The 20,809-nt window shown below is 36.0% G+C and carries 24 protein-coding genes; 3 read left to right on the forward strand and 21 right to left on the reverse strand.

Going from position 1 to position 20,809, the window contains the following annotated elements:
- Positions 1–3: 3 nt before the first annotated feature.
- The 18 genes from yqeK to thiM form a co-directional block, all read right to left on the reverse strand.
- On the reverse strand, positions 4–585 hold the full coding sequence (gene yqeK, locus BHF70_RS03015) for a bis(5'-nucleosyl)-tetraphosphatase (symmetrical) YqeK (protein ID WP_143249360.1): 582 nt from the start codon (positions 583–585) through the stop codon (positions 4–6).
- Positions 572–1,177: a nicotinate-nucleotide adenylyltransferase gene (nadD, locus tag BHF70_RS03020; RefSeq protein WP_075758892.1), complete on the reverse strand. Its 606-nt coding sequence runs from the start codon at positions 1,175–1,177 to the stop codon at positions 572–574. Before nadD ends, yqeK begins: the two co-directional genes overlap by 14 nt.
- Before the next feature lie 15 nt (positions 1,178–1,192).
- Positions 1,193–1,492, reverse strand: coding sequence for a ribosome assembly RNA-binding protein YhbY (gene yhbY, locus BHF70_RS03025; RefSeq protein ID WP_075758893.1), 300 nt, complete (start codon positions 1,490–1,492; stop codon positions 1,193–1,195).
- 21 nt (positions 1,493–1,513) lie between these two features.
- Positions 1,514–2,797 carry a GTPase ObgE gene (gene obgE / locus BHF70_RS03030; RefSeq protein ID WP_075758894.1) on the reverse strand — a complete coding sequence of 428 codons (1,284 nt, stop codon included), beginning with the start codon at positions 2,795–2,797 and terminating at the stop codon, positions 1,514–1,516.
- Between the two features lie 149 nt (positions 2,798–2,946).
- Positions 2,947–3,228 (reverse strand): 50S ribosomal protein L27, encoded by a 282-nt coding sequence (gene rpmA / locus BHF70_RS03035; protein ID WP_008391483.1) that lies wholly within the window; start codon positions 3,226–3,228, stop codon positions 2,947–2,949.
- A gap of 4 nt (positions 3,229–3,232) precedes the next feature.
- A complete protein-coding gene (locus BHF70_RS03040) occupies positions 3,233–3,559 on the reverse strand; it encodes a ribosomal-processing cysteine protease Prp (RefSeq protein WP_075758895.1) in 327 nt (108 codons plus the stop codon).
- A gap of 17 nt (positions 3,560–3,576) precedes the next feature.
- Entirely contained in the window at positions 3,577–3,885 is a 309-nt protein-coding gene (gene rplU, locus BHF70_RS03045) for a 50S ribosomal protein L21 (protein ID WP_075758896.1), read from the reverse strand.
- Between the two features lie 83 nt (positions 3,886–3,968).
- The gene (locus tag BHF70_RS03050; RefSeq protein WP_075758897.1) at positions 3,969–5,111 is read right to left on the reverse strand and encodes a ribonuclease E/G; all 1,143 of its coding nucleotides are present in this window, start codon (positions 5,109–5,111) and stop codon (positions 3,969–3,971) included.
- Between the two features lie 2 nt (positions 5,112–5,113).
- Positions 5,114–6,307, reverse strand: coding sequence for an enoyl-ACP reductase FabV (fabV, locus tag BHF70_RS03055; protein ID WP_075758898.1), 1,194 nt, complete (start codon positions 6,305–6,307; stop codon positions 5,114–5,116).
- A 148-nt stretch (positions 6,308–6,455) separates the two neighbouring features.
- Positions 6,456–6,917 (reverse strand): C40 family peptidase, encoded by a 462-nt coding sequence (locus tag BHF70_RS03060; protein WP_075758899.1) that lies wholly within the window; start codon positions 6,915–6,917, stop codon positions 6,456–6,458.
- Positions 6,918–7,056: 139 nt separating this feature from the next.
- Positions 7,057–9,084 carry a transglutaminase domain-containing protein gene (locus tag BHF70_RS03065; protein ID WP_075758900.1) on the reverse strand — a complete coding sequence of 676 codons (2,028 nt, stop codon included), beginning with the start codon at positions 9,082–9,084 and terminating at the stop codon, positions 7,057–7,059.
- Positions 9,085–10,029: a DUF58 domain-containing protein gene (locus BHF70_RS03070; RefSeq protein ID WP_075758901.1), complete on the reverse strand. Its 945-nt coding sequence runs from the start codon at positions 10,027–10,029 to the stop codon at positions 9,085–9,087.
- A gap of 8 nt (positions 10,030–10,037) precedes the next feature.
- The gene (locus tag BHF70_RS03075; protein ID WP_075758902.1) at positions 10,038–10,988 is read right to left on the reverse strand and encodes an AAA family ATPase; all 951 of its coding nucleotides are present in this window, start codon (positions 10,986–10,988) and stop codon (positions 10,038–10,040) included.
- 3 nt (positions 10,989–10,991) lie between these two features.
- The gene (locus BHF70_RS03080) at positions 10,992–12,473 is read right to left on the reverse strand and encodes a Na+/H+ antiporter NhaC family protein (protein WP_075758903.1); all 1,482 of its coding nucleotides are present in this window, start codon (positions 12,471–12,473) and stop codon (positions 10,992–10,994) included.
- 14 nt (positions 12,474–12,487) lie between these two features.
- Complete coding sequence (locus BHF70_RS03085) at positions 12,488–14,767, reverse strand: hydratase (protein ID WP_075758904.1); 2,280 nt, start codon at positions 14,765–14,767, stop codon at positions 12,488–12,490.
- Positions 14,768–14,957: 190 nt separating this feature from the next.
- Entirely contained in the window at positions 14,958–15,932 is a 975-nt protein-coding gene (locus BHF70_RS03090) for a phospho-N-acetylmuramoyl-pentapeptide-transferase (protein ID WP_075758905.1), read from the reverse strand.
- Positions 15,933–16,027: 95 nt separating this feature from the next.
- Positions 16,028–16,681 (reverse strand): thiamine phosphate synthase, encoded by a 654-nt coding sequence (gene thiE, locus BHF70_RS03095; protein WP_075758906.1) that lies wholly within the window; start codon positions 16,679–16,681, stop codon positions 16,028–16,030.
- The gene (gene thiM / locus BHF70_RS03100) at positions 16,665–17,492 is read right to left on the reverse strand and encodes a hydroxyethylthiazole kinase (RefSeq protein WP_083638259.1); all 828 of its coding nucleotides are present in this window, start codon (positions 17,490–17,492) and stop codon (positions 16,665–16,667) included. The genes thiE and thiM overlap by 17 nt, the downstream gene beginning before the upstream one ends.
- A gap of 124 nt (positions 17,493–17,616) precedes the next feature.
- Here thiM and BHF70_RS03105 point away from each other — a divergent pair, with 124 nt between their 5' ends.
- Complete coding sequence (locus tag BHF70_RS03105) at positions 17,617–17,838, forward strand: chorion class high-cysteine HCB protein 13 (RefSeq protein WP_075758907.1); 222 nt, start codon at positions 17,617–17,619, stop codon at positions 17,836–17,838.
- A 133-nt stretch (positions 17,839–17,971) separates the two neighbouring features.
- Here the strand turns inward: BHF70_RS03105 and BHF70_RS03110 are convergent, their stop codons facing one another.
- Positions 17,972–18,151, reverse strand: coding sequence for a hypothetical protein (locus BHF70_RS03110; protein WP_075758908.1), 180 nt, complete (start codon positions 18,149–18,151; stop codon positions 17,972–17,974).
- A gap of 60 nt (positions 18,152–18,211) precedes the next feature.
- Here BHF70_RS03110 and BHF70_RS03115 point away from each other — a divergent pair, with 60 nt between their 5' ends.
- Complete coding sequence (locus tag BHF70_RS03115; protein WP_242946300.1) at positions 18,212–18,706, forward strand: hypothetical protein; 495 nt, start codon at positions 18,212–18,214, stop codon at positions 18,704–18,706.
- Positions 18,707–18,720: 14 nt separating this feature from the next.
- On the forward strand, positions 18,721–18,987 hold the full coding sequence (locus BHF70_RS03120; RefSeq protein ID WP_230973573.1) for a hypothetical protein: 267 nt from the start codon (positions 18,721–18,723) through the stop codon (positions 18,985–18,987).
- Between the two features lies 1 nt (position 18,988).
- Here the strand turns inward: BHF70_RS03120 and BHF70_RS03125 are convergent, their stop codons facing one another.
- Both BHF70_RS03125 and BHF70_RS03130 read right to left on the reverse strand, forming a co-directional pair.
- Complete coding sequence (locus BHF70_RS03125) at positions 18,989–19,750, reverse strand: SDR family NAD(P)-dependent oxidoreductase (RefSeq protein WP_075758910.1); 762 nt, start codon at positions 19,748–19,750, stop codon at positions 18,989–18,991.
- Positions 19,751–19,763: 13 nt separating this feature from the next.
- Positions 19,764–20,717: an L-lactate dehydrogenase gene (locus tag BHF70_RS03130; RefSeq protein ID WP_075758911.1), complete on the reverse strand. Its 954-nt coding sequence runs from the start codon at positions 20,715–20,717 to the stop codon at positions 19,764–19,766.
- Positions 20,718–20,809 lie beyond the last annotated feature (92 nt).

Here is a 20,809-nt window from a genome sequence, read left to right on the forward strand (position 1 = left end):
TCCTTATGCTTTTTTTCCGTCATTTATTGATTTGTAATACTCATAGGTCTCCATGGTACTGCCACCAATAGACTGGCCTATATCATTCAGATAACCAATTGTATTTTCAAGAATCTGAAATACACATACATCTAAATCTAAAAAAGCCAGTTTTCGAACTTCTTTTAATCCAGGTATATCTTTACGATTAGGTTCCATATAATCTGCAATAAAAACAATTTTCTCCAGAATACTCATTGCTGGTTTTCCTGTAGTATGGCATTCTATTGCATTTAAAATCTCCGGATCCTGTTCTCCATAATATTCTCTTGCAACATAAGGAGCCAATGCAGAATGTATCAGCTGAGGACTGTCCTTATAAGTTTGATCTATCAAAATTCCATATTTTTCACATAGATCTTTCTGCTGTGCTATAGAATATCCTTTTGCACAGTCGTGAAGCAATCCTGCCCTGTATGCCTTGTGAATATCTATGTCAAACACCATTGCCATAGATGCCGCTGTATAGGCAACACCAAGTGTATGTCGATATCTTTCCGGTTTTAATTCCTTCGAAAGTTTTTCTTCTATTTTATTTGTGCTCATATAATCCATTTCTTTCTATATAACCAATGATACTTTCCGGCAGGAAAAAATGAATGCTCTGACCGGCAATATTTCTTTTCCTTATTTCGTGAGAGGAAATTTCAATACTTGGACTATTTAAATGATAAATTTTTCCATCATATTTATCTTCAAGATAATCAATCTGAGCATCCAGTGCACTTCTTGAATCGTTTCTTGTAGCAACAAGTATATTTGCCATACTAAAAATCTGATCCGGGTCTTTCCATGTCTCAATCTGATACAATGAATCCGCTCCCATAATAAAATAATATTTACTATCAGGATTTTGTTTTGTCAGTTCTTTCAGTGTATCAACAGTATATGTGGTACCTTCCCGTCGTAACTCCAAATCACTAAATTCAAAAAAAGGAAAATCTTTAATCGCCAGTTTTATCATATCTGTTCGGTTCTGCTCCGTAACGCTTCCTGAAATGGTTTTATATGCAGGATTTTTGGTTGGCATTACAAGAATCTTATCCAGTCCGAATTCCTCTTTTGCTGATTGTCCTAAAATCAAATGTCCAAAATGTATAGGATTAAATGTTCCTCCAAGTATCCCTATTTTTTTCATAAATGCCTCCAGTAATTATTTTTTTACCTTTGGAAGTTCAATTCTTTTATGCTTTTTGGATTCCTTATATAATACAATTTTCTTTCCAATTACCTGTACCACCTGGGATCTGGTTCTTTCTGCAAGAATTTCAGCCAGATCTTTGGGATCATCCATGCAGTTCTGCAGAACTCCAATTTTTACAAGTTCTCTGGCCTCCAGTGCATCTCTTACTCCTGCAACAAGTTCAGGTGAAATACTTCCTTTTCCTATGTTATAAATAGGATCAAGCTTCATGGCAAGACTTTTTAAATATGCTCTTTGTTTGCTTGTCATTTTTCCCTCCATTATTTCTCATTATTTATAATAATCAAACTCCAGATCAAACAGACGAACCGTGTCTCCTTCTTCGATTCCCATTTCTGTCAGACGTTCAATAACACCATTTTCTCTCATAAATTTCTGGAAGAAGTCAAATCCTCTCTCAGATTCAAGGTTTGTGTAGCCAAGCATTCTTTCGACTTTAGGCCCTTCCACAGTAAATACTCCTTCTTCCGGATTTTCAATTATAATTCCGCCTTCCTCTTCAGCAAAATTTAATTCATATTCCTGTTCAAATTCCGTGGCTCCTTCCGGAAGTTCATCCAGCATTCCCTGAATATGCCATAATAATTCTTTCAATCCAATACCACTCACTGCTGAGATTGGAAATACTTTAATTCCTTTTGGCTCAAATTCCTCTTTTAAAAGATCTAGAACTGTTTCCTTATCTTCTTCTGTCATCGCATCCATTTTGTTTGCTGCAATAACCTGTGGACGATCAAGAATATCTGCATTATACTTCTTCAATTCATCTGTAATTGCATAAATATCTGCAATCGGATCCCTTCCTTCAACAGATGCAGCATCAACCATATGCACCATCACCTTTGTACGTTCAATATGTCTCAGGAATTCAAATCCAAGACCAACACCTTCTGAAGCTCCTTCGATAATACCAGGAATATCTGCAATAACAAATCCTTTTCCCTGTCCCATATCTACTACCCCGAGATTTGGATTTAATGTGGTAAAATGATAATTTGCAATCTTTGGATTTGCATTGGTAACTCTGGACAGAAATGTAGATTTACCAACATTAGGAAAACCTACAAGCCCTACGTCAGCAATAACTTTTAACTCCAGCATAACCTCAATTTCCTGAGCTTTACCACCTGGCTGAGCGTATTTAGGCGCCTGCATGGTAGGAGTTGCATAATGCTGATTTCCCTTTCCGCCACGTCCACCTTTTAATAAAACAACAGGTTCTTTTTTATTGGACATATCAAGAATAACTTTTCCTGATTCTTTCTCTTTTACAATAGTTCCCGGTGGAACTTTTAAAACGATGTCTGCACCATCAGCACCATGACATCTTCTTCTACCGCCTTCCTGACCATCACCAGCTTTAAATTTTCTTCTGTGACGATAGTCGGATAAAGTATTCATTCCTTCATCAACAACGAAAATAACATCTCCACCACGTCCGCCATCTCCGCCATCAGGTCCACCGTTAGGCACATAAAGTTCCCGGCGAAAACTGACATGCCCATTTCCGCCTTTTCCAGATCTGATAATAATATTAGCTCTATCTGCAAACATTGTTTTTCCTTCCTATCCTGTATAAAGCGCAATGTGTTTTTTCCTCATAAATAATCCCGTTATAGAACCATTTATGAGAAAAAAACGGCCTCAAATATGAATTTGAAGCCGTAATTGCTGCATGTCTCTGTCTCTACATCCGACTGTGATTATGCAACTGGATGTACAGAACACTGTTTCTTATCTTTACCTTTTCTTTCGAAACGTACAATACCATCTACTAATGCAAATAATGTATCATCTCCACCACGTCCTACGTTAACTCCTGGATGGATTTTTGTTCCTCTCTGTCTGTAAAGAATATTACCAGCTTTTACAAACTGTCCGTCAGCTCTTTTCGCACCTAATCTCTTAGATTCTGAGTCTCTACCGTTCTTTGTAGAACCCATTCCCTTTTTATGAGCGAAAAATTGAAGGTTCATTTTCATCATTTTGTTACACCTCCTTAAAAATTACATCTAAATACTGTTCCTGCTCTTCCTCAATTCCACTAAGACCAAGAATCAGTGAATTTAATAACAAACTTCCTTCGGCAGAAAGTTTTTCCGTAAATACTACGTTAATTCTCGCATTCTCCTGATCCACATCTACCTGATAGTTATCATCGGTAAACTGATCCAGTGAGTTAACGAAATTTATTACCAGTGCAGAAACCGCTGAACAGACAATATCTTGTCCTTCAACGTCATATCCTGCATGGTCCTGTGAATCGAATCCAGAAAAAGATCCGTCTTCACTCTGATAGAATGTTATCTTTGTCATAACTCTATCTCCGGATATTATCCAACGATACTATCGATTTTTACCTGTGTAAATAATTGTCTATGTCCGTTTTTCTTATGGTATCCAGTTTTTCTCTTATATTTGTAAACGATGACTTTTTTGTCTTTTCCTTCGCTTACAACAGAAGCTTCAACTTTCGCACCATCAACGGTAGGTGTTCCAACTTTAACAGTATCTCCACCAACTAAAAGTACATTATCAAATGTAACTTTAGCTCCAACTTCAGCGTCAAGTTTTTCAACTTTGATCACATCGCCTTCGCTTACTTTATACTGTTTTCCACCTGTTGCGATAATTGCGTACATCACGGCACCTCCTATTATCAATCTCGCCAGCTATGGTGATTTCCATGCTTATACCTCGCTGTGCGGCATACCTTGTTATAATATCAAAGTTTCTCTATTTTGTCAATATTTATTTGACATAATAATGGATTTCTTTCTTTTTTTCTGGTTAATTCCATTAATCCCAATTTTGTTATATCGACTGCAACAGCTTTTTTGGAGTCTTCATTAAGATATCCCTGCATCACCCGCAGCAATGTGTCCTTATCATATTCAGATTCCATATCAATAAAATCAATAACAATAATACCTGATAAATTTCTCAGCCTGATCTGCCTGGCTGCCTCTTTAGCCGCCTCCATATTGATTTTACGAACATGATCTGCTTTATTTCCTTTTCCAATAGATTTCCCGGAATTAACATCGATTACCGCCATTGCTTCTGTCTGTTCAATATAGAGAAATCCGCCTGATTTCATCCAGATTTTTTTTGATAATGCTTCTTTTAAAAAATGTTTCAAGCGATAACGCCGTTCAATATCATGTGCTTCTTCTGATAATATTTCAACACAGATTTCTTCATTTAGAAACAAATCCTCAATATCTGTCTGATCAGTAATAATTTTATCAATCTGACTTATATCTTTTCCAAATAAAATCAAGTCTTTCATATTCTGATTTGTATCCAGCAATACAAACGGCTGTCTATACTGCTTTTTTCTTATTATTTCCTGATATCTTTCAGCGAGAATTGCAGCCTCTTCCAAAACTGCTTCCTTTGAAACCCTGGCAGCATTTGTCCTTAATATAAATCCAAAATCATCTGTCACCAGCGATTCTGTAAATATTTTCAGCTGCTGTCTGGTTTCCTTTTTCCTTATTTTATTAGAAACACCTATGGATGTTTTATCAGAAGTTAACACCAGATATTTTCCGGTCAGTTCAATCCGATCAGAAAGCATGGGTCTTTTTTCCTCTGTAGCTTCCCTTTTTACCTGAACCAGAATCTCATCATCTATCTTTAATTTATCATTACGAAGAGGAAGGTAACCCAATTCTCCCTTTTGGAATTCAACAAATGCTCCTCGTATATTTTTTACGATATTTTTAACCTTGCCAATATAAATGTTGCCAACAAGACTTTTTTCTTGGGATGATATACATTGAAATTCAACAATTTTATGATTTTCCAGCCATGCACTGACTATCTGATAGTCGATTTTTGTTACAATGATTTCTGTAGACATATCTATCCTTCGATACTTGCTACCGGAACTACCGGATCAACATCTGCTTCATAGTCTACACCTTCTTCATCAAATCCAAACATTTGATAGAAGTCTTCCCAGTATCCATCAATATCAGCCATTTCTTTTACATTATCTGAATTAAGATCTTCCCATCTTCTTTTCACTTCTTCCTGAACATCATCTCTAAGTTCCCAGTCATCCAATCGAATCCATCCATTTTCATCTGTCACTGCATCTGTCAGAAGTTTTTTCTGAGCAAACAGCCTTTCAATCTGTTCGATACATCCTTCATGGACATTTTTTTCTTTCATTACTTTATAGAGAACAGACATATATAATGGAACAATTGGAATCGCTGAGCTTGCCTGAGTAACTAATCCCTTATTAACAGAAACATAAGCCTTCACACCCTGTTCCTTATAATCATCACAGATTTCATCTGCGGTCTTATGTAAATGCTTTTTAGCAGCACCAATGGTTCCTTCAAAATAAATCGGATAAGTCAGTTCAGAACCAATGTAGGAGTAAGCTACTGTTACAGCATTTTCTGCCAGTACTCCTGCTTCACTTAATGCATCGATCCAAAGCTTCCAGTCTTCACCACCCATAACTTTAACTGTGGCATTAATTTCATCTTCATTTGCAGCAGTAATCGTCTTCATTCCAATGGTATTGTCTTTCAGATTCAGATTTTTATTGGTAAAATCCTCTCCTGTTGTTTTTAACACAGAACGGTATGTTATTCCGTCCGGTGCAGTTCTTCTTGGTGCGGCAAGACTGTAAATTACAGTGTCAACCTGTCCCATATCCTTACGAATCGTCTCTATGGTCAGATCCTTTATTTCTTTTGAAAAGGCATCTCCGTTAATAGTTTTTGCGTAATAACCTTCTTTTCCTGCAAATTCTTCAAATGCTGCTGTATTATACCATCCAGGTGTTGCGGTCTTCTTTCCATTAGATGGTCTTTCAAACATAATTCCCAATGTATCTGCATGACATCCAAAAGTTGCTACGATTCTGGATGCAAGTCCATACCCGGTAGAGCATCCGATAACCAGTACTTTTTTTGCTGTTCCAGGAATTGCTGAATTCTTTGAACAGACATAGGAAATCTGATTTTCAACATTCTTTTTACATCCTTCTGGATGAGCAGTCAGACATAAGAAATCTTTTACTTTTGGACTAATAACCATAATATTCTCCCTTTCATTTACTGTAATCATTTATTTTAAATATCAAAGTATTCTATAAAATTATAATATGTTCACCTTTATGCTGTCAAGCAAGAGAAAACCTTATAAACATTAACATGTCTATAAGGTTTCATTCTTTATCTTCTTATTAAAAAATTCTTCTGACTGTAACAATCTTTCTGTATCTTGCATTATTTGAAATTTTAATTCCACCTCTTGGATATGGAGCAGAATTGCTAGCATGAACAATTTTGTTATTTCCAATATAAATCGCCACATGTCCGCTGTAACAAATGATATCTCCTGGTTTAGCATTTTTCAATCCGCCTTTAACCTTCTTACCAACACTTCTCTGTCCACTGGATGAATGAGGAAGTCTTTTCCCAAATTTACGGTATACAGACATTGTAAATCCGGAACAATCTGTTCCTCTTGTTAAACTGGAACCACCATATTTATACTTATTTCCAACAAATTTCTTTGCATAATTAACAACTTTCTGTCCTTTTGATGCTGCCTGTGCATCTGCTTCACTAGTATGTACTGTCATTGTAAAAGTTGCTGCCGCCATCATAACCAAAACTAATGTTTTTGCAAATAATCGTTTCATACTTTCTCCTGATATATTGTTATTCTTGTAGAATTTGTTTCTTTTGTTTCTCTTAACATTTAATATTCTACACTATAACTCAATAATTTGTCAAGAGTTTTTTAAGTTTTTTTCATCATTCGTAACATTTATGTAATATTTATTTCTTTTTTTGTACATTCACATAGCGTTTCATAAACCTTACCTCTTCATCAGTTATATCCAACTGACTGAATTTTGCTTTCTGAATGATTTCATAAGCAAGTCTATTCACCATTTTACTTTGTTTTGCAGCATTTTTATCGTTTAGTCTGCTTTCATAATAAATTATTTTCTCTCGATTATTTAACTTTTTCCACTGATATTTTTTTTGTAACATTTTAGTTATAATAAGCAGAACTGTAATACAACCAGCTATCAAAATAAATGTTACAATATCCTTAACATTACTGATAATTTCTCTTTTTGACCTCCTGATAAACTTTGTTTCTTCCTCTTTTTTTTGTAAACTCTGATAGTTTTTTTCTCCAGTGAATGTACCAGTGACATCTATCGGAATCCATCCCACATTTGTAACATAAACTTCTGCCCATGCATGAGCATCATAATCAGTCACCTGAGCTTTTCCGTTAATCCATTGTTCCTTTCTTATTTTATAACCTTCCACATACCTTGCCGGAACTCCAGCACTTCGCAGGAGAAAGACTGCTGCTGAAGCATACTGGGTACAGAATCCTTTTTTCTTTTCATCTAGAAAGAAAAGAACCGGATCCTTTCCATCAGGTGTCAAACCAGGACGATAGGTATATTGATAATTTTCTTTTAAAAATGTCCGAACATTATCAATGATTTCATATTTGCTGTTTCCAGAAATCTGGTTTAAGTATTTATTCTGAAGTTTTTCTTTAATGTTTTGGGGCACATCCAGATATTTTTCTTCTATATAACACTGATATTCTTCCATAGCGCGAAAATAATTTTCTTCTAAAACAGTGTCTTTTAAATCAAAAATCAGTTCTTCTTGAACCATTCCTTCCTGTTTTACTAAAAGATCCCAGTTTTTCACACTATAATATCTGACATTATACGAGCTTTCTGCTACATTTTTTGTCATCATCCTGTCACCGGATATTTCTCCATTTAATTGATTCAAATCTGCATAATACGGTATCAGCAATGCATGATCATTTATTTTCTGATATTTGATACTAAGATTGGAATCTCCTGTAAATAACTCTCTCTGACTTTTTAAAGGCATTAACTGATTAATCTTTAATTCCGGGAACAAAAACGGAAGTCCTATTGCCGGTTCTCCTGCAAAAATTAATGTGTCTTCCTTTTTCTTCATCCATTGTCCATTTTGATAATCTCCACTTACGAAACTTTTCAAATATAACGTATTTTCATCATCTGATGAAGCCTCAAAAAGTTTGACACCCGATGGAGAAACAGCCCCAACTCCACCAATCTTACCATTTCCAACTCCACCATTCACTTCATAATCATTACCTTGCATCACTTTTCGAATTTTTAATAGCGACCATCGCTTTGCAGATGTTTCTTTTGGAATTGAAATCTGTTCATAAAAATAAAGTGGAATCACAGCCAGTATAAACAAACTGAATATTATAATTCCAAAATATACTTTATTATTTTTCAAATTATAATATCCTATCCATGCACCAAGAAATAACAAAAAAGGAGAAGTTACTCCATATGGGGCCATAATCATTATAATTATCTGAAAAATACATGTAACAATAAAAAGAGGAAAAGGTTTTCGTCTCATAAGTCCTATCAGTAATCCCGCACATACAAAGAAGAAAATAATTGCAATCACACTATCAATTCTGCTATGCTCTAAATCAACAGAAATATAATAATAAAATCCCAAATCCATATTCTGATTAATTGCATCAACTATCTTGTTAATTATAATCTGAAATCCATTAAGCAATTCTGATTTTTTCAAAGCGATCATTCCTGAAATTAAAAATATGTAACACGGAACAATCCATGAAAAATAATCCATCAAAATGCAAGAAACCAAAAGAACTGCCATACCTGAAAAAGCCAGAATCCAGTGATACTGTTTAATAGAAAATCCATCAAAAATACTTTGAATCATTGCAAAAAAAATCAATGCAAACATAATATATTCAGCTATTTCATTTTTACTAATCTTCATTTATATCTCCATGTCGTATGCATAATCTTCAACCGTTTGTCTACCCTTTGAAACAAATATCTGTAATCCATCAGCTTCATCTGTACACTTATCTACCCATAAGTCCTCACAAAAAATTTTTGTAAATAATTCTTCGTATTGATCTATTGATTCCAATTTCATAAATGAATTACCAAAATAAATATTTAAATGAATATTGTAATCAAGGAAAAACTGGGCAACAGAATAAAAAGTTGAAAAATAATCCGAATACTGATTTTGCTTTACTTTTCTAAGACTCAATACAATATTAGCTGTTTCCGATTTTTCTTCTCCTGACTCTCTTACAAACAAATCACCTTTACCTGCAAATATTTTCCAATGAATTCTTGAAAGCTTATCACCAGGGTGATAAGCTCTGATTCCGTCGTATTCAAAAGGACTCTGTTGTTCTTCCTTCATCTGGTATTGATTATTCATGTTTTCCATAGAAAATTTTTTTGGCATCACAAGAAAATCCTCGACGTTATTTATAGTTTTTTTTACTGCATAAAGACCAGTTAGATCTTTCCATTTCAATTCTGTAAATCTAATTCTGTAAAAATCACATTCTGTACATAATTCATCTATGATAACTGGTCTTATTTCACTTTTCCCCCACAAAAAACAAAATTTCCTTTTTTCCTTTTTTTTACCTAAAGAAGATTCTACAATGTATTCTACTTCACAATATCTTGAATTTCGGAAAAGCTTTCCTGTCAGTTCTATTATCATTTCCATTTTTTCTTCTTCGCTAATGATCCGTTCTTTTGGTTCCACCGACAGATTAATAATATTCTTTTCCCGTTTTGCAAAACAGATAGAAAAAAAGAGAACAAGAAACAGGGATGCCGTCAGACATCCCCCAATCAAGTTCCCATATATTACCCAATAAATTATGCAAAGTATCATTATAATGAAATACATAATCTACCTCACTGGTTCCCTTTTGGTAACGGAACCGATTTCATAATTTCTTTTAATATATCTCCGTTGGCCTTTCTCTGAATTTTAGCCTCTTTACTTTTTATCACACGATGACCGGCTGTTACAAAAAACACCTGTTTAATGTCTTCCGGAATCAAATATGTGCGATTGGAGAGATACGCATTCGCCTTGGCCATCCGAAGCAAAGCAATCGTTCCTCTTGGACTTAAGCCAAGATCAAGATTTCTGGAATTTCTTGTGGCGTTGGCAAGAGTAACAATATATCGATATATATCCTCATGAACATATATTTCTTCAACTTCCTGCCGAATTTCCATCAACTCTTCTGCCGTTATCTTTTCTATGATCTGATCAATTGCCACATTGACTCTTCCTTGTTTTAACATGGATACTTCACTTTCATAATCAGGATAACCCATAGAAATACGGATCATAAAGCGATCCATCTGAGATTCAGGAAGAGAATGTGTTCCGATGGAACCAATTGGATTCTGTGTTGCAATAACTACATAAGGCTGTGGTAATTCTCTGGTAATTCCATCGACGGTTATCTTTCCTTCTTCCATGGCCTCCAGAAGAGCTGACTGTGTTTTAGGTGAAGTACGGTTGATTTCATCAGCCAAAAGCAAATTGGTCATTGCCCCACCCTTCTGATATTCAAATGAACCTATTTCAGGCTTGTACACAGAAAACCCTACAATATCCACCGGCATGACATCTGGAGTAAACTGAATTCTCTGGTAATCCAATCCAAGCACTTTTGAAAATGCCAAAGCCAGAGTTGTCTTACCGACTCCAGGAATATCTTCAATCAGAATATGTCCGCTTGCAATAATAGCAGTCATAACCTGACGAATAATCCTGCTTTTTCCTATGATCACTTTTTCTATCTCACCCATGGCTCTTTGGGCCTTCTGACAGATGTATATCTCTTTCATACTCTATCCCCGATCTTTTTTAAATAAAATAACTCCCATAACCAAAGCAAGAAATACTGCCGAAACGGCAAGTCCGATAAATCCATTTAATGTTATACCTGCCGTTACATATCCTGCTGCTGCACATCCCGCAACAGTAAATGCATATGGCATCTGTGTCGAAACATGATCAATATGCTTACATTGTGCTCCGGCGGATGATAAAATCGTTGTATCGGAAATTGGAGAAATATGATCTCCACATACCGCACCTGCTAAAATAGAACCAACACAGACTGACATCATCATCATATTTCCGCCTAAGATTGTAACAGAAATCGGAATAAGAATTCCAAAAGTTCCCCATGAAGTACCTGTTGCAAAGGCAAGACCTAACGCTATAAGGAAAAATGCCAATGGCATAACAACGACCGCCATAGTACTTCCACCAATCGCCGTTTTAACAAATCCCTGAATATTTAAATATTGTTCACTGCAAATTCCTGACAGGGACCAGGCAAGACACAAAATCATAATTGCTGATGTCATAGCCTTAAATCCCTGTACAAAACTTCCGCAATAGTCAACAAAAGCAATGATTTTCCTAGGAATATATAAAATAAAAGTAAAAATCAATGTAAGAAACGAGCCAAGTACAAGACTTCTTGCACTGGAACAATTGGCAAATGCATCAACAACAGACGCCCCTTTAAAAAATCCACCTGTATATAGCATAAATGTAATACAGGATAAAATCAGAAAAGCAATAGGCAAAATTAGATCAATTACTTTTCCCTGTCCCACAATCTGAACTTCATCTTCTTTATTCACTGCAAGTTCTTCTGTCTCATGTGTCATTTCATACTGCTTCATCTTAGAATAATCAGCATTGGTTATAATCATAAATATAAGAAAAGCCAATGTAAGCAGTGCATAATAATTAAATGGAATAGCTTTGATAAACAAAGAAAAGCCATCAATATTACATCCTTCCGGAAGTGAAGAACCAACTGCCGCTGCCCAGCTGGATATTGGTGCAATTATACACACTGGTGCTGCAGTTGCATCAATAACATATGCCAGTTTTGCTCTCGTAATTTTATATTTATCAGTTACCGGGCGCATAACAGTTCCTACTGTAAGACAATTAAAATAATCATCAACAAAAATTACCACCCCGAGACAAACTGTTGCAAACAGTGCCTGTCTTTTTGTCCGGATTGCCCTGGAAGCCCATTTTCCATAGGCTCTGGATGCCCCTGATTTTGTAATCAGAGCAACCAAAATACCAAGCAGTACGAGAAAAATCAGTATATCACAGTTATCCCCAATCTTACCGGACATAATCGTAAAGATTGTGTCCATTGCCTTAATTGGATGAAATCCATGGTACATAAGGGCACCTGATGCGATCCCTATCATCAGGGATAAATATACCTCCTTTGTTATTAATGCCAAAACAATGGCAATTACCGGTGGCAATATTGCCCAAAACGTACCTGTCATTTGTAATTTACTCCTTAATCTCTATAATAGTTTATCAAACATCCTTTCAGGATGATTTCTCTTTCATCATCGGTTAATTCACCGAGTGTCAAAGTAATTTCTTTCATTCCTTCATTTACTACAAAAGCAGGAATTTCTGTCAATTTATCTTCGATTGCTTTCTTAATTTCAGGAATAAAGATATAATCTTTGTTCTTAAACGGAAGTTCTCCTCTCTCAATGGTAAATGGAACCATTCCCCAGTTGATCAGATTTGAACGATATCTCTTTGTTGCATATTCATTTGCAATATTAGCCCATCCGCCTAATACTTTCTGGCAGGATGCTGCCTGCTCACGAGCAGAACCATCTCCCGGTTTTACTGCAAAGATCGTACTTCCAATACCCAGATTTGTATTATCCACATCCGGATATTTTTCTGTTACTGCTGCCATAATATCTTTTACTTCAGGGAATACTTCTGCCGGACATTTTCCTGCTTCAATGGCTTTCTGTGCAGTCTGCACTTCTTTTGCCAAACCTACATATGCAGGATCTTTTCTGGATAATGCAAATTCTGCAAGCCCCAAAGGATTTGAACGATAAGAAGATGTTTCTCCTGATGGAATCAGTTCATCTGTTGTTGTAACAGGATCGTGAATCTCAGAAACAACCTTTAACAGCATATTTTCCGGCAAAGCAGACATTTCCGGCCAGTCTTTGATATTTGGTCCAAACTGAATTTCAACAGATGGATCCGCAACACCTTTACTGTCAAATACACGATTTTCATAAATTGTTTTATCAAAATGGTATTTTGGAATAAAATCGCTTGCTTCAATATCTGTAGCTGGTGTTAAATATCCCTGATTTGCTGCTGTTGCCGCAATAGAACGAGCATCCATCAATGCAACAGACGAAATTTGTCCACTCTGAAGTTTAGATCCTTCTCTGTTAGGGAAGTTTCTTGTAGAATGACGGATACTAAATGCATTATTTGCAGGAGTATCTCCAGCTCCAAAGCATGGTCCGCAGAATGCTGTTTTTACAATAGCTCCTGTAGCCATAAGATCTGCAACTGCTCCATTCTTAACCAGTTCCATATAAATAGGAGTACTTGCCGGATAAACGCTTAATGTAAATTCATTGGATCCGATACTTGCACCTTTCAGAATATTAGCTGCAGCACAGATATTTTCATATCCACCACCGGCACATCCTGCAATAATTCCCTGATCAACGTATAATTTTCCATCACGAATCTTACTCTGAAGAGAGTAATCTACTGCTCCATCCAGACTGACTAATGCACGTTTTTCAACATCTGCAAGAATATCCTCCAGATTTGCATTCACTTCTTCGATTGTATATGTATTACTAGGATGGAACGGCATAGCAATCATAGGTTTTACTTTATCCAGGTCAACTTCTACGATTCCATCATAGTATGCAACAGAACCAGGATTTAATTCTTTATATTCCTCTTCACGACCATGAATCTCATAAAATTCTTTAATCACATCATCTGTTCTCCAAATAGAAGAAAGACATGTTGTTTCTGTTGTCATAACATCCACGCCAATACGGAAATCGGCACTTAAGTTTGAAACTCCAGGTCCAACAAATTCCATGACCTTGTTGTTCACATATCCTTTTTCGAATACAGCACCGATAATGGCAAGAGCAACGTCCTGAGGTCCAACACCTTTTACAGGTTTACCTTTCAGATAAATACCAACAACGCCTGGCATATTGATATCATATGTTCTGTTTAAGAGCTGTTTTACCAGTTCCGGTCCACCTTCACCCATAGCCATTGTACCAAGAGCACCATAACGGGTATGACTGTCAGAACCAAGAATCATCTTACCTCCGCCTGCAAGCATTTCTCTTGCAAACTGATGAATAACTGCCTGATGAGGTGGCACATACATTCCACCGTATTTTTTAGCCGCTGTCAGACCAAACATATGGTCATCTTCATTAATAGTACCTCCAACGGCACAAAGGCTGTTGTGACAGTTTGTTAATACATAAGGAACAGGGAACTTTTCAATTCCTGAAGCTCTAGCAGTCTGAATAATACCTACAAATGTAATGTCATGAGATGTAAGCTTATCAAACTTAATCTGAAGCTTTTCCATATTTCCCGATGTATTATGATCTTTTAAAATGCCATAGGCAATTGTGTTCTTTGCTGCTTCTTCTTTTGCAGGAATATTTCCTAAAATCTGATTTAACTGTTCTTTTTCGGACTCTTTTACAAGTGTTGTTCCATTTACAAGATATGCACCTTCTGAATATAACTGAATCATGTCTCTCTCCTCCTGTGGTAAAATGCAATGTTTCTAGTTATTATAACATAAAAGTTTAAATTAGAAAAGTCCAGAACAAAAAAGCACACGATCTACAGGTAATCATCCTTCAAAAAATTATTCTGGATGTTTTACTTAAACCGTGTGTTTTTTATTATAATTCTTTATGAAAATTCAGATTCTGCCAATATTAAATAATCAGCATATATACTGTTGCAATTGAAATAACAATCTGAATAATAGCAAAACGGAATACAGTCTGTGTATTAGACCACCCGATTGTTTTCCTTACATGATCATGTAATGGCATAGTCGTATTCTTAAAAATATGTATCTTTAAAAATCGAAGAAGTGCTACCTTAATTAAGCCAAGACCACCATCAACAATCAGAACCGCCGCTACCAGCAGAAACAGGAATGGACTTCCTGTTTTTAAAACTGCAATACTGATAAAAATTCCCATGGCACGGGAACCTGCATCTCCCATCATTAATTTACTTGGTGTAGCATTGTACCAAAGATATCCAAGAATACAAACCACAAATAATAATATTATATAAGAAAATTCTGAATAAAGTCCCTGTGGTTTCAATGTTACTTCATTTACCACATAAATTGTCATCAATGTGATAATAGTCAGTGTTCCAGAAAGTCCATCTACCCCATCGGAGCAATTGGTTACATTAATTGCCCCCCACACGAGTATAATGGTTAAAACAAAAAACACTACCGGATGAAGAACCACATCTATGTCAAGTGTAGCAATTTCAATTCTGGTACCATTAAAATGAATATAATTTAATGCAACAACTGCCGCAACCATAAAGTCAAGAATTCCTTTTTTATATTCATTCCATGGCTCATCTGCTGCATCATCCATAAAACCTGTGAACATTTCAACAAAAACAAGCAACAGGTAAATAACTGTTTCCGGTGATATTTCTCCGAATAAAAGAGCTGCTACTGTAAACACAGAAACAAAAATAATGCCTGCGCCTCTTGGTTTTCCTGCAGATAATTTTCCGTTGTGGGCAAAATCTCGTCCAATATCTTTTGGTAAATAATTATTTAATTTTGATGTTAAAATACAAGTCATTACAAATGCAACAAGTACTCCAATAAAAGCCGTAATAGATAAGACATCTCCTGTCATCCAATTTATCATTGGTTTATCCTCCTGTTAAATTTATCCTTCAACATTTCTTTATAACACAATTATTTAGTATATCACGAATTTCCATGAATTTAAATATGAATCTTTTACATATTTTTTTCTTTTAATTTCATCTCTTTTGTGATTTCTAACAATTCTTTTGCAGCTTTTCTAATATTCTTTGCACCGAAAATACCAGAAACAACAGCCACTCCATCTACACCTGTTCCTTTTAACTTCATAATCGTATCTTTATTAATTCCACCAATTGCAACAACTGGAATAGATACCGACTGACAAATTTTACTCATTTCTTCCATTGTAACAACGGTTGCCTCACTTTTCGTTGACGTTGCACAAACAGCTCCGACACCAAGATAATCTGCACCACCTTCTTCGGCTTTCATAGCTTCTTCCACATTATGGGCTGAAACTCCAATAATCTTATTTTCACCTAATAATTTCCTTACTTCTTCCACTGGCATATCATCCTGTCCCACATGGACTCCATCTGCATTAACTTTTCTTGCTATTTCTATATTATCATTTATAACGAAAGGAACCTTATACTGATCGGCAAGTTTTTTGATTTCTACCGCCTCTTTCAGAAAATCTTCTTCTGACAGTTTTTTTTCTCTAAGCTGCAGAAAAGAAATACCTCCTTCAAGTGCTTCTCTTACCTGTTCAATTAATGTCTGATCACCTGTCCATGCTGCATCTGTCACAGCATACAAAGTCATTGTTTCAGAATTTACTTTCAATTTTATTACCTCTTTCTATTTTTTTTGATGTGATGTTACTTATTTCATCGATCAGATTCATTCGAAATGATGATGTTCCTTTACTTTTTTTCTGTGCGTATTCTCCACTGACCCCCATTGTAATAACAGATGTTACGGCAGCCTCAAAAACATACTCCTGATTTGCCCCTGCAAAACTGCCCAGAATTCCATCCATCATACATCCTGTGCCGGTAATCCTTGCCATTTCCGGGGTTCCATTATAAATTACTACTGCCTTATCCTTATTTACCACTAAATCCACAGCTCCAGTAACCACAATCACCGCATTAGTTTCTTTTGATAACTTTCTTCCAATGTGAATCAGATCATCTATATTTTTTTCATCTGTTGCATCTACCTGACTTACATCTACTCCTAAAGCAGTTCCAGTTCCTTCACACACTGTTTTAATTTCTGAAACATTCCCTCGAATCACTGAAAATTTTACTTCTTTTAGTAATCTTTGTACAGCTTCTCTCCGAAATTTCGAAGCTCCGGCTCCCACAGGATCCAGTATCACAGGATGACCCAGAACATTTGCCCTTTTACCGGCAAGTATCATTGCTTCTAATTTATTTTTATTTAACGTACCCATATTAAGAACCAAAGACGTGCAATGCTCAGTGATCTCTTCCACCTCGTGAATATCTTCCGCCATAATCGGGGATGCCCCAATGGCCAAGATAACATTTGCCACATCATTTGCTGTAACATAATTTGTAATACAATGTACCAATGTCGGTCTTTCCTTAATATTTTGTAATAGTTTATCAACTATAAGGGATTCCATTAACTTCCTCCTCCCATTTTCCAATTCTCATATACTTAATGAATTATAGCACACTCACAAAAGGATTCACATCTTTTTCCTTTCCGAATAATATAAACTGTAAATAAATCTAGGAGGATTTAACATGAGTGATTTAGCTGCAACCGGCTGTGGAAGCTCCTGTAGTTCAGGATTCGGAGGAAACGGATGTCTTCTTTTGATCATCCTGCTTTTCTGCTGTGGAGGATGCGGAGATGGCTTTGGAGGAGATGGATGCGGATGCGATAATATCATCTGGATCATCATCCTTCTCTGCTGCTGCGGTAATGGTTTTGGAAGTTCACATGGATGTGGATGCGGATGCTAATTTCTGCAGTAAACTAACAAAAGGGTGTCACCAACAGGTGGCACCTTTCCTTTTTAACAATATCCTTGCATTTCATCAGAAAATCTCTGATTTGAAATTGAAAACAGTCGGAGATTTTCTCCGACTGAAATATTTATCTAAAACATAAAATAATAATCAGTAAAACTAACCATGAAGATTTCTCTATACTTTGACATTTACAGTTACTATTTCTGCTCTTTTTCTGTCTCTCTATCTCCTGATGTTTTTTTCTTAAACATTCTTCATCCATCTCATAAACTGTATTTTCCTCTTCTACAAAAATTTCACTCATATTTTTTCTCACCTCCTAATACTATAGGATATGAGAGAAAAACCTAAGGTTGTGACAAAAATGGATCAAAAAAACAAGTCATGGGATCATTTTTTCCGAAATGACTCTTCAAATATGCTGGAAGACGCCCTTCCTTATCTTCCTTCCAGTTTAAAAAAGACAGCAGCTATCTATATCAAATTAACCGAACTTTTAAAGATCACCAGTGAATTTGATAATCAGCAAACCTTATCTGCCTGTGGTCTGGATCAAAACAATGCATCCATAGAGATGATTTTAAACGCCATGAAATTAAGGGCACCTAAAGAAACTGCTGCTCAAATTGATCAATTGCTTCAAATGATGCAATTGATGAAAGTTTATCAAACCTATCAGAATTTTGTTAACTCCAATCCTAATTTGGCATCATCTCTGTCATCTAATCAGGATAATGACATTCTTTCCAAACTTATGCCAATGCTAATGTCTGGAAACACATCTACTCCAAATTCTTCTACACAAAAGTCTTCCAATACAGATTTTATGGACCAGTTAAATCAAATTCTAAATAAATAAAAGGAGTTTATATTATGATGAATCAATCATGGAAAAATCATCCGGCATTAAAACAAATCGATCCAAGAAAACTGGAAATTATGGAACTTCTGATAAAACAATGTCAGGGAAAATCTCTGGAAACGATTCTCCCTGATTTAATGGCTGCCTCCAGCCGCATGTCTGAACAAGGACTGTCTTTTACAAATGAAGAAACTGCCATCATCATCGATGCGCTGAAATCAAATATGAGTCCTCAGGAACAGCAACGCATCGATATGCTTCGAAATTTTATTATGTAGATTAAATCAAAAAAGAACTGCTAATTCCTCCATCCACAACCAAATCAATTCCTGTAATAAACCTGGCTGCATCCGATGCCAGAAATGCCGCCGCCATACCAAGATCCTTTTCCTGGGTAAAACCTCGCATCGGAGTGCGGTCTTCAATTTCTTTCAATCGTTCTGGAGTTTTTAAATTTGTATTTTTCAGCATGTCTGTATATACAAAGCCAGGATTCAGACTATTCACGCGAATACCATAAGGACCCAAATCACGTGCTAGACTTCTGGCTAATCCTTTCATTCCACTTTTACAAACAGTATATGCCTGTATCTGATGCATACCAAGAATAGCAGCCAAAGAAGAAATAAAAATAATACACCCTGATCTTCTTTCTTTCATATGCTTTGCCACTGTTTGTGATAACATAAATGGTGCTTTTGCCTGAGTTTCAACTACCGTATCGAATTCTTCTGATTTAAAATCAAAATAATCTTTTTTAATATTGATTCCGGCATTATTTACAAGAATATCAATCGCTGATATTTTTTCCACCATCTCAATAAACTCTTCATGCTGTTTTGTATTAGTTACATCAAATTTATGCCAGCTACATCGTTCTCCAAGTTTTGCAGACGCTTCTTTCAATTTTTCTTCTCTGCGACCTACAATAACAATATCAGCTCCTGCATCATACATCTGTTCTGCGATAGCGAAACCAATCCCTGTGGCTCCTCCAGTAATCAGAGCCTTTTTCCCTTTTAAAGAAATTTCCTGAATCATTTGAAATCCTCCTTTATTCTAGTAACAATTCAGCCTGTGAAAGATACCCTCGAACTACATCACAGGAGTGATTAAATTCCTTCTTTTCACTGGAATTTAATTCAATTTCAATAATTTCTTCAATACCATTTCTTCCAATGACTGCAGGTACACCTGCTGCCACATCTCTTTGTCCATATTCGCCCTCCAAATGAACAGATAATGGCCAGATTCTTTTCTGGTCATGAAAAATAGCATTTACAATTTCACAAAAAGCAATGCCGATTCCAAATTCTGTACTCTTTTTCCCTTCAATAACCGTCATCCCCGCTTCACGTACCTGCTGCTGAAGATCCTCCAAAGTTATCTTACCAATCGTATCCGGATGTTCTTCCATAAGTTTATAAAATGGTTTCCCTCCAATGGTTACATGAGATAGTGGCACCATCTGAGAATCTCCATGTTCTCCCATACAAAAAGCACTAATGGAATTACGATCATATCCTGTTTTTTCCTCCAAAATTCGTTTTATTCGAAGGCTGTCCAAACTGGTCCCGGTACTAAAACATCGAAAACGTTCCATATGGAGTTTTTTTCTGAGGCACTCTCCAACCACATCTGCCGGATTGGTAATACTGATCAGAATACCTTTAAATGACACATCTTTTATTTTAGGAATAATATCTTTTAAGCGTTCCATGGAGTCACCAAACATATCCAACCTTGTTTCTCCGGGACGACGGCTTCTTCCAACTGCATTGACAAGAATCTGAGAATCCTCTAAATCCTCATAATTTCCGGCTCGCACAATGGTTTTTGTTGTTAAACATGCCCCCATATCATTTAAATCCAGCGCCTGACTTTCTGACTTTTTAACATCTGTATCAATAAATACAATTTCATCAGCAAGCCCTCTAAACATTAAGCTTGATGCACAGTGGGTTCCTACATGTCCAGCTCCTAAAATCGTGATTTTTCTTTTCTCCATCGTTTTCTCCTTTTGGTCCATTGCTTTTTCTGTCGTTTTTTATTATAAGCACAAAAAAAGCAGAATTCAAGACAGTCCTCTGCCTGAACGCT

Origin of the sequence: Anaerostipes sp. 494a (genome assembly GCF_001940315.1) — a bacterium.
Lineage (GTDB): Bacteria > Bacillota > Clostridia > Lachnospirales > Lachnospiraceae > Anaerostipes > Anaerostipes faecalis.

Excerpts from the sequence above, each read along its gene's own strand:
- BHF70_RS03065 (WP_075758900.1), bottom strand. The coding sequence starts at position 9,084 with ATGAAGATTAGTAAAAATGAAATAGCTGAATATATTATGTTTGCATTG.
- nadD (WP_075758892.1), bottom strand. The coding sequence starts at position 1,177 with ATGAAAAAAATAGGGATACTTGGAGGAACATTTAATCCTATACATTTT.
- BHF70_RS03070 (WP_075758901.1), bottom strand. The coding sequence starts at position 10,029 with ATGTATTTCATTATAATGATACTTTGCATAATTTATTGGGTAATATAT.
- BHF70_RS03130 (WP_075758911.1), bottom strand. The coding sequence starts at position 20,717 with ATGGAGAAAAGAAAAATCACGATTTTAGGAGCTGGACATGTAGGAACC.
- yqeK (WP_143249360.1), bottom strand. The coding sequence starts at position 585 with ATGAGCACAAATAAAATAGAAGAAAAACTTTCGAAGGAATTAAAACCG.
- BHF70_RS03105 (WP_075758907.1), top strand. The coding sequence starts at position 17,617 with ATGAGTGATTTAGCTGCAACCGGCTGTGGAAGCTCCTGTAGTTCAGGA.
- BHF70_RS03120 (WP_230973573.1), top strand. The coding sequence starts at position 18,721 with ATGATGAATCAATCATGGAAAAATCATCCGGCATTAAAACAAATCGAT.
- rplU (WP_075758896.1), bottom strand. The coding sequence starts at position 3,885 with ATGTACGCAATTATCGCAACAGGTGGAAAACAGTATAAAGTAAGCGAA.
- BHF70_RS03125 (WP_075758910.1), bottom strand. The coding sequence starts at position 19,750 with ATGATTCAGGAAATTTCTTTAAAAGGGAAAAAGGCTCTGATTACTGGA.
- BHF70_RS03080 (WP_075758903.1), bottom strand. The coding sequence starts at position 12,473 with ATGACAGGTACGTTTTGGGCAATATTGCCACCGGTAATTGCCATTGTT.
- rpmA (WP_008391483.1), bottom strand. The coding sequence starts at position 3,228 with ATGATGAAAATGAACCTTCAATTTTTCGCTCATAAAAAGGGAATGGGT.
- BHF70_RS03060 (WP_075758899.1), bottom strand. The coding sequence starts at position 6,917 with ATGAAACGATTATTTGCAAAAACATTAGTTTTGGTTATGATGGCGGCA.
- thiM (WP_083638259.1), bottom strand. The coding sequence starts at position 17,492 with ATGGAATCCCTTATAGTTGATAAACTATTACAAAATATTAAGGAAAGA.
- BHF70_RS03075 (WP_075758902.1), bottom strand. The coding sequence starts at position 10,988 with ATGAAAGAGATATACATCTGTCAGAAGGCCCAAAGAGCCATGGGTGAG.
- BHF70_RS03040 (WP_075758895.1), bottom strand. The coding sequence starts at position 3,559 with ATGACAAAGATAACATTCTATCAGAGTGAAGACGGATCTTTTTCTGGA.
- BHF70_RS03110 (WP_075758908.1), bottom strand. The coding sequence starts at position 18,151 with ATGAGTGAAATTTTTGTAGAAGAGGAAAATACAGTTTATGAGATGGAT.
- yhbY (WP_075758893.1), bottom strand. The coding sequence starts at position 1,492 with ATGACAAGCAAACAAAGAGCATATTTAAAAAGTCTTGCCATGAAGCTT.
- BHF70_RS03090 (WP_075758905.1), bottom strand. The coding sequence starts at position 15,932 with ATGATAAATTGGATGACAGGAGATGTCTTATCTATTACGGCTTTTATT.
- BHF70_RS03050 (WP_075758897.1), bottom strand. The coding sequence starts at position 5,111 with ATGTCTACAGAAATCATTGTAACAAAAATCGACTATCAGATAGTCAGT.
- fabV (WP_075758898.1), bottom strand. The coding sequence starts at position 6,307 with ATGGTTATTAGTCCAAAAGTAAAAGATTTCTTATGTCTGACTGCTCAT.
- BHF70_RS03115 (WP_242946300.1), top strand. The coding sequence starts at position 18,212 with ATGGATCAAAAAAACAAGTCATGGGATCATTTTTTCCGAAATGACTCT.
- obgE (WP_075758894.1), bottom strand. The coding sequence starts at position 2,797 with ATGTTTGCAGATAGAGCTAATATTATTATCAGATCTGGAAAAGGCGGA.
- BHF70_RS03085 (WP_075758904.1), bottom strand. The coding sequence starts at position 14,767 with ATGATTCAGTTATATTCAGAAGGTGCATATCTTGTAAATGGAACAACA.